Annotated in this window: 8 protein-coding genes; 7 read left to right on the top strand and 1 reads right to left on the bottom strand. The window is 36.8% G+C overall.

What is annotated here, in order from left to right; genetic code table 11:
• Positions 1-1,029 (top strand): Ig-like domain-containing protein (locus HMPREF2728_RS05710; RefSeq protein WP_148130278.1); only part of this gene is annotated, 1,029 nt, incomplete at its 5' end.
• A 107-nt stretch (positions 1,030-1,136) separates the two neighbouring features.
• Here HMPREF2728_RS05710 and HMPREF2728_RS05705 read toward each other — a convergent pair.
• The gene (locus tag HMPREF2728_RS05705) at positions 1,137-2,435 is read right to left on the bottom strand and encodes an ISL3 family transposase (RefSeq protein ID WP_083280559.1); all 1,299 of its coding nucleotides are present in this window, start codon (positions 2,433-2,435) and stop codon (positions 1,137-1,139) included.
• 474 nt (positions 2,436-2,909) lie between these two features.
• Here HMPREF2728_RS05705 and HMPREF2728_RS05700 point away from each other — a divergent pair, with 474 nt between their 5' ends.
• The 6 genes from HMPREF2728_RS05700 to HMPREF2728_RS05680 all read left to right on the top strand — a co-directional run bounded on the left by HMPREF2728_RS05700 (position 2,910) and on the right by HMPREF2728_RS05680 (position 5,939).
• Positions 2,910-3,278, top strand: a complete 369-nt coding sequence (locus HMPREF2728_RS05700; protein ID WP_075227312.1) for a hypothetical protein — start codon at positions 2,910-2,912, stop codon at positions 3,276-3,278.
• A 135-nt stretch (positions 3,279-3,413) separates the two neighbouring features.
• Positions 3,414-4,106: a phosphoglycerate mutase gene (locus HMPREF2728_RS05695; RefSeq protein ID WP_075227311.1), complete on the top strand. Its 693-nt coding sequence runs from the start codon at positions 3,414-3,416 to the stop codon at positions 4,104-4,106.
• Positions 4,107-4,339: 233 nt separating this feature from the next.
• The gene (gene rpmG, locus HMPREF2728_RS10365; protein WP_001809375.1) at positions 4,340-4,492 is read left to right on the top strand and encodes a 50S ribosomal protein L33; all 153 of its coding nucleotides are present in this window, start codon (positions 4,340-4,342) and stop codon (positions 4,490-4,492) included.
• A gap of 9 nt (positions 4,493-4,501) precedes the next feature.
• Positions 4,502-4,678 carry a preprotein translocase subunit SecE gene (gene secE / locus HMPREF2728_RS05690; protein WP_001211016.1) on the top strand — a complete coding sequence of 59 codons (177 nt, stop codon included), beginning with the start codon at positions 4,502-4,504 and terminating at the stop codon, positions 4,676-4,678.
• Between the two features lie 57 nt (positions 4,679-4,735).
• On the top strand, positions 4,736-5,272 hold the full coding sequence (gene nusG, locus HMPREF2728_RS05685) for a transcription termination/antitermination protein NusG (RefSeq protein WP_075227310.1): 537 nt from the start codon (positions 4,736-4,738) through the stop codon (positions 5,270-5,272).
• A gap of 202 nt (positions 5,273-5,474) precedes the next feature.
• A complete protein-coding gene (locus tag HMPREF2728_RS05680; protein WP_075227309.1) occupies positions 5,475-5,939 on the top strand; it encodes a sigma-70 RNA polymerase sigma factor region 4 domain-containing protein in 465 nt (154 codons plus the stop codon).
• The last annotated feature ends 68 nt before the right edge of the window (positions 5,940-6,007 follow it).

Genomic DNA, 6,007 nt, shown 5'->3' with positions numbered 1-6,007 from the left:
GCAGGTTCAACAGTAGAAGTAACCCTTCCAAACGGAACAAAAGCAACAGCAACAGCTGATCAAGATGGCAACTTCAGTGTCCCAGTTAGCGGTTTGGAAGAAGGTAAAACAGTATCTGTAACAGCGACAGATGACGCAGGTAACACATCAGATGCGACAACTGCAACTGTAGCAAAAGCCGATGCTGACAGTATTAAAGCTCCATCAACTAAGACACCAGTTAAAGACACAGCAAACTTGACTGATGCAGAAAAAGCTAAAGTTAAAGAAGCTGTAGAAGCAGCGAACCCAGGCTCTAAAGCAGAAGTAGGTCAAGACGGAACAACGAAAGTAACGTTCCCAGATGGCTCAACAGCAACACTTACAGGTGATAAGACAGTTACTCAAGCTGATATCACAGCTCCAGCAGCACCAGTTGTGAACCCAGTTAAAGCTGGTGATACAGCAATCACAGGTACAGCCGAAGCAGGTTCAACAGTAGAAGTTACTCTACCAGATGGAACTAAAGTATCAGCGAAAGCAGATAAAGATGGTAAATTCAGTATTCCAGTTAATGGTTTGAATGCTGGAGATACAGTTTCTGTAACAACAACAGACGAAGCAGGAAATACATCAGTTACAACAACAGTAACAGTAAGTAAAGTTAATGTAGGTGGTAAAGATGCTGATAATGCTAAAGTACCAGTTCTTACTCCAGTAGTAGATCCAAGCAACTTGACAGACGCAGAAAAAGTTAAAGTAGCTGAAGAAGTTAAGAAAGCTAACCCAACTGCGACAGATGTTAAGGTTAACAATGACGGATCAGTAGTTGTAACCTTTGCGGACGGATCAGTAGCAACAATTGCAGCTAATAAAGTTGTTAAGGAAGCAACTAAAGAGTCACCTGCTCAAGCACCAGCTAAGAAAGCAGGAGCGAAAGAATTGCCAAACACTGGTACTAAACAATCTAACGCTTCACTTGGACTAGCACTTCTTGCAGCAGTGACAGGAGGACTCCTTATCTCTAAAAAACGTAAGGAAGAAGAGTAAGCCATTACTCAAATAAAGCAAATCTAAGAATCTTGATTCTATGAGATTGCCAGAAAAACCGTAAGAAGAAATTCTTACGGTTTTTTTGATCTTTTGGAAGCTAGTCACTATAGGGCAGCAAAAAAGGGCTCTTTGTCAACTGTAGTGGGTGACAAAAATTTTAACAACGAGAAAGGATAATATTTGTTGATGTTAAGGGATATGAAAACACGCTTCTTAAAGTTTAAGAAGTTTCTAAAACCAAATCCTTGACGTTTAATGTCTTTGATCAGCTTGTCAGTTGCTTCAAGCTTTGCATTTGAATAAGGTTCTTCTAAAGCATTGTCAATGTAATTCTTATGTTTCATAAAAGTTCTAAATACAGTTTGAAAATAAGAATTAACAGTGTTCATGTTCTCCTCAATCAGTTCAAAAAACAGCCTTTTATTCTTTTCTTGAAAATGAAATAAGAGGAGTTGATAAAGATTGTAGTGATGTGAAAGTTCATGAGAATAGCAAAGTGTTTTCTCGACTATTTCTCTTGGTATTAGTGTTTGACGGAATGTCTTGGAATAGAAAGGTTGCAGAGAAAGTTTACGACTATCCTTCTGGAAGATACGCCAATGGTTCTTCAAAGAGCGATAAGGGAGCGACTTTTTATCAAATTGATTCATCCTATCAATGCGCGTTCTTAAAAAAGCTCTGCCGAGATGTTGGATAATATGGAATCGGTCAAGAACGATTTTAGCATTAGGAAAAAGTCTTCTAGCTAATGGAATATAAGCACCAGATATATCCATAGTAATATACCTCACTTGCTTGCGAACTTTAAGAGGGTACTTCAAGAAGTAATTCCGAATAGAAGTTTGTCGGCGATTATCTAGGATTGTAAGTAGTTCGTTTGTTTCATAATTTTGTACAATAAAGGTTAGTTGTCCATTTCTAAAACCCAACTCATCCCATGACATTACAGTGGGTAATTTATCAAAATTTTCCTCAAAGGTGAATTGATCCAATTTTCGGTAGACAGTTGAAGTAGAAATAGAAAGTCTTCTAGCGATATCTGTTAAGGAAATTTTTTCAGTAAGAAGTTGGGCCACTTTTTGTCTAACCAGGTTCGAAATTTGGCAATTTTTCTTTACAATAGGAGTCTCAGCCACAAGAACCTTATGACAATTTTTGCATTGGAAACGGCGTTTCTTGAGCCGAAGTAATGATGGGTATCCAGCATGTTCTAGTAAAGGAATTTTCGAAGTTTTTTGAAAGTCATATTTGATCATCTTGCCTTTACAATGAGGGCATAAAGGAACAGGATAATCGAGTTTAGCACGTATCTCTAAGTGAGTTATTGTTTTAAAAACAAAGAAAATCTTTATATTTGGGTCTTTTATTTCAAGTAATTCTGTGGTATTCTTAATAGGTCTCATAAGTAACTCCCTAATGTATTGTGTGGTGCTTTCATTATAGTTCTTATGAGGCTTTTTTTCTACAACAAAATAGGCTCCATAATTCCTACGGTGGTTTTACCCACTATAGAAATTATAGAGCCAAAATTGCTGTATGTAAATTAGTCAACAATTTATTAATACTAGTTGTATAGTTCTATCAGAAACAATCAAGAGCGCTAAATTAAATCTGAGTAAGAAATAGTACAGGGAAACTAATACTAAACCTCAGATAACCTCATGGAGGAATATGGTGTGCTATATGCTATAAATGTAAAATAATAAGTAAAAAAATAGAACTATTACACTTAAAATATCACTAGTTTGATTCGTATAGAGAGCCAGTGACGAAATCATCAATCATTAATCATCATTCCGTACCAGACTGGTAAAAACTTTAAATAAAAACTAAAATATGGTAAAATAACGATTGTATAACATTTTGAGGAGACAGTTATGAAGACAAAAACACTTGCACAAGTTGATGGAATTATTGGAATCATTGCAGGAGCAGTTTTAGCAATCTTACCAGTCGTTATAGTTATGATTGCTGCTATTTCTGACAATGAAGATTTTGCGGGATTTGTTTTGGGATTTGTTTTCCTTGTTTTTACTTTAGTAAAAATTGCAACTCTTATCCTAGGAATTCTCACTCTTGTCTATTATAAGGATGACAAACGTATCTCACTTGCGCCGTCTATCTTGTTTATCGTTGGATCGGGAGTATCATTGATTCCATTCTTGGGATGGATCGGTGGAATAATCCTCATCATTGGTGGAGCGCTATACTTGTCGAGCTTAAAACATTTCCAAATTGAAGGATAGTTCTATACATAAAGGGAAGAGTCAAGAAGTCTCTTCTCTTTTTAATCGATTTTGACTAGCTTTTTTGTGAAAAATTGTGTAAAATAGAATAGATAAACGAGGGAAACCTCGGAAAATAAAAGGAGTATCCATCAAATGGTAAAATTGGTTTTTGCTCGCCACGGTGAGTCTGAATGGAACAAAGCTAACCTTTTCACTGGTTGGGCTGATGTTGATTTGTCTGAAAAAGGAACACAACAAGCGATTGACGCTGGTAAATTGATCAAAGAAGCTGGTATCGAATTTGACCAAGCTTACACTTCAGTATTGAAACGTGCGATCAAAACGACTAACTTGGCTCTTGAAGCATCTGACCAATTGTGGGTTCCAGTTGAAAAATCATGGCGCTTGAACGAACGTCACTACGGTGGTTTGACTGGTAAAAACAAAGCTGAAGCTGCTGAACAATTTGGTGATGAACAAGTTCACATCTGGCGTCGTTCATACGATGTATTGCCTCCAGCAATGCCTCATGATGATGAGTACTCAGCTCATACTGACCGTCGTTATGCTTCACTTGATGACTCAGTAATTCCAGATGCTGAAAACTTGAAAGTGACGTTGGAACGTGCCCTTCCATTCTGGGAAGATAAAATCGCTCCAGCGCTTAAAGACGGTAAGAATGTATTCGTAGGAGCACACGGTAACTCAATCCGCGCCCTTGTAAAACACATCAAACGCTTGTCAGACGACGAAATCATGGATGTGGAAATCCCTAACTTCCCACCATTGGTATTCGAATTTGACGAAAAATTGAACGTAGTTTCTGAATACTACCTTGGTAAATAAGCATCATAAAGCCTAGGATGATTCCTAGGTTTTTGATTTTCGAAACATACAGTCTGAGGTAGAAGAAAACTTGAGCTGAGATTTTGGAAGGCTAAATTCCTAAACTAAGTTTTACCGTTAGTACAAGTAGAAGTTACTTTAAGAAATTACAGTTCAAGATTTAAGAATTCAAAAAAACAATTAAGCTTGTCAAAGCAGAGGATTCTTGTTATAATAGGTAAGATGGAGGCGTTATGGCACTTAAAAAAGCAAGTCTAGCCTGTGCGGTTTGTGGTTCTAGAAACTATTCGATTAAGATTAGTGGAAATCCAAAACCAACACGCTTAGAAGTAAATAAATTTTGTAAACACTGTGGCAAGTACACCACACACCGAGAAACGAGATAGGAGAAAACGATGCGTTTTATTAAGGACATTTTTAAACTTCTTAAAGAAACAACTTGGCCGACTCGCAAGGAAAGTTGGTTAGATTTTAAATCTATCATGGAATACACTGCTTTCTTTGTAGTGATGATTTATATTTTTGACCAATTGATTGTTAGCGGATTGATTCGTTTTATTAATATTTTTTAAAATAAGCTAAGAAAAAGATCTAGTCGCTGAAATTCTTCAGTTAGGAAAGGAAAAAACATGGATAGTTTTGATAAAGGATGGTTTGTGCTACAAACTTATTCTGGCTACGAAAATAAGGTAAAAGAAAATCTATTGCAGCGTGCACAAACATACAATATGTTAGAAAATATTCTGCGTGTTGAGATTCCTACACAAACAGTGCAAGTGGAAAAAAATGGAAAGAAAAAAGAAATCGAAGAAAATCGCTTTCCAGGTTATGTTCTTGTAGAAATGGTTATGACCGACGAAGCATGGTTTGTTGTACGTAACACACCAAACGTAACAGGATTCGTAGGTTCACACGGAAACAGATCAAAACCAACTCCACTTTTGGAACAAGAAATTCGCGATATTTTAGTTTCTATGGGTCAAACTGTCCAAGAATTTGATATTGATGTCCAAGTTGGTCAAACTGTTCGTATCATTGACGGTGCTTTTGCAGATTACACAGGTAAGATTACAGAAATTGATAACAACAAAGTTAAGATGATTATCTCTATGTTTGGTAATGATACAGTAGCAGAAGTAAATCTTAATCAGATTGCAGAACTTTAATCGGGCATTTCTTGGAAATTTCGTCAATTAAATCTAAAAAGCAAAGACAACTGTGGGGAAAACAGTTGTCTTTTTTCACCCTCACTTGTGAGTATTCACGATTTCCATAACATTAGAGAGCTAAAAAGAAACAAGATAGAAACTAGGGCCCTTCTTTCCCCCTTTCTCTGCTATACTACAAGCAGAGAAAGGAGGAAAGCAAATGCTTGAGAAATACTACGCAAAGGTAAAAGGGATTGTTCATAAATGCCGAAAAAATTATTATCTCCATCTATGGGAGAAGGAGGACTGGGATCAAGAAGGAATGATCTGCCTTTATGAACTCCTAGATTCCCATCCAGAACTAGTTGAAAAAGAAAAGAAACTCTACGTCTACTTCAAAACAAAATTCCGCAACCGAATCCTTGATACTGTAAGAAAACAAGAGAGCCAAAAGCGACGTCTAGATCGAATGGCTTATGAAGAAGTAGGAGAGATTAGCCATCGCCTACCAGAAGGAGGTTTATGGTTGGATGATTATTATGCCTTTCATGACTTGTTGGATACTTATAGAAGAAAGTTGCCCCAAAATAAGCAAGAAACCTACGAACGTCTCTGGGCAGATGAACGCTTCAAAGGCCGCAAGTCCCTTCTCAGGGAGTTAAAGGTGGTCTTCAAAGGTTGGTGAAAAAAAGTTTTAAAAAGGTGTTGACAAGTAGGAAAAACTCGGTATAATAGTAAGAGTTGAAAATAACA

Origin of the sequence: Streptococcus sp. HMSC061D10 (assembly GCF_001808865.1) — a bacterium.
Classification (GTDB): Bacteria; Bacillota; Bacilli; order Lactobacillales; family Streptococcaceae; genus Streptococcus.
This window is presented reverse-complemented; position numbering and strand designations above follow the sequence as displayed.

What these genes read in the sequence shown, in the direction of transcription:
- rpmG (WP_001809375.1), top strand. Translation starts at nt 4,340, where the DNA reads ATGGCACTTAAAAAAGCAAGTCTAGCCTGTGCGGTTTGTGGTTCTAGA.
- secE (WP_001211016.1), top strand. Translation starts at nt 4,502, where the DNA reads ATGCGTTTTATTAAGGACATTTTTAAACTTCTTAAAGAAACAACTTGG.
- HMPREF2728_RS05705 (WP_083280559.1), bottom strand. Translation starts at nt 2,435, where the DNA reads ATGAGACCTATTAAGAATACCACAGAATTACTTGAAATAAAAGACCCA.
- nusG (WP_075227310.1), top strand. Translation starts at nt 4,736, where the DNA reads ATGGATAGTTTTGATAAAGGATGGTTTGTGCTACAAACTTATTCTGGC.
- HMPREF2728_RS05700 (WP_075227312.1), top strand. Translation starts at nt 2,910, where the DNA reads ATGAAGACAAAAACACTTGCACAAGTTGATGGAATTATTGGAATCATT.
- HMPREF2728_RS05695 (WP_075227311.1), top strand. Translation starts at nt 3,414, where the DNA reads ATGGTAAAATTGGTTTTTGCTCGCCACGGTGAGTCTGAATGGAACAAA.
- HMPREF2728_RS05680 (WP_075227309.1), top strand. Translation starts at nt 5,475, where the DNA reads ATGCTTGAGAAATACTACGCAAAGGTAAAAGGGATTGTTCATAAATGC.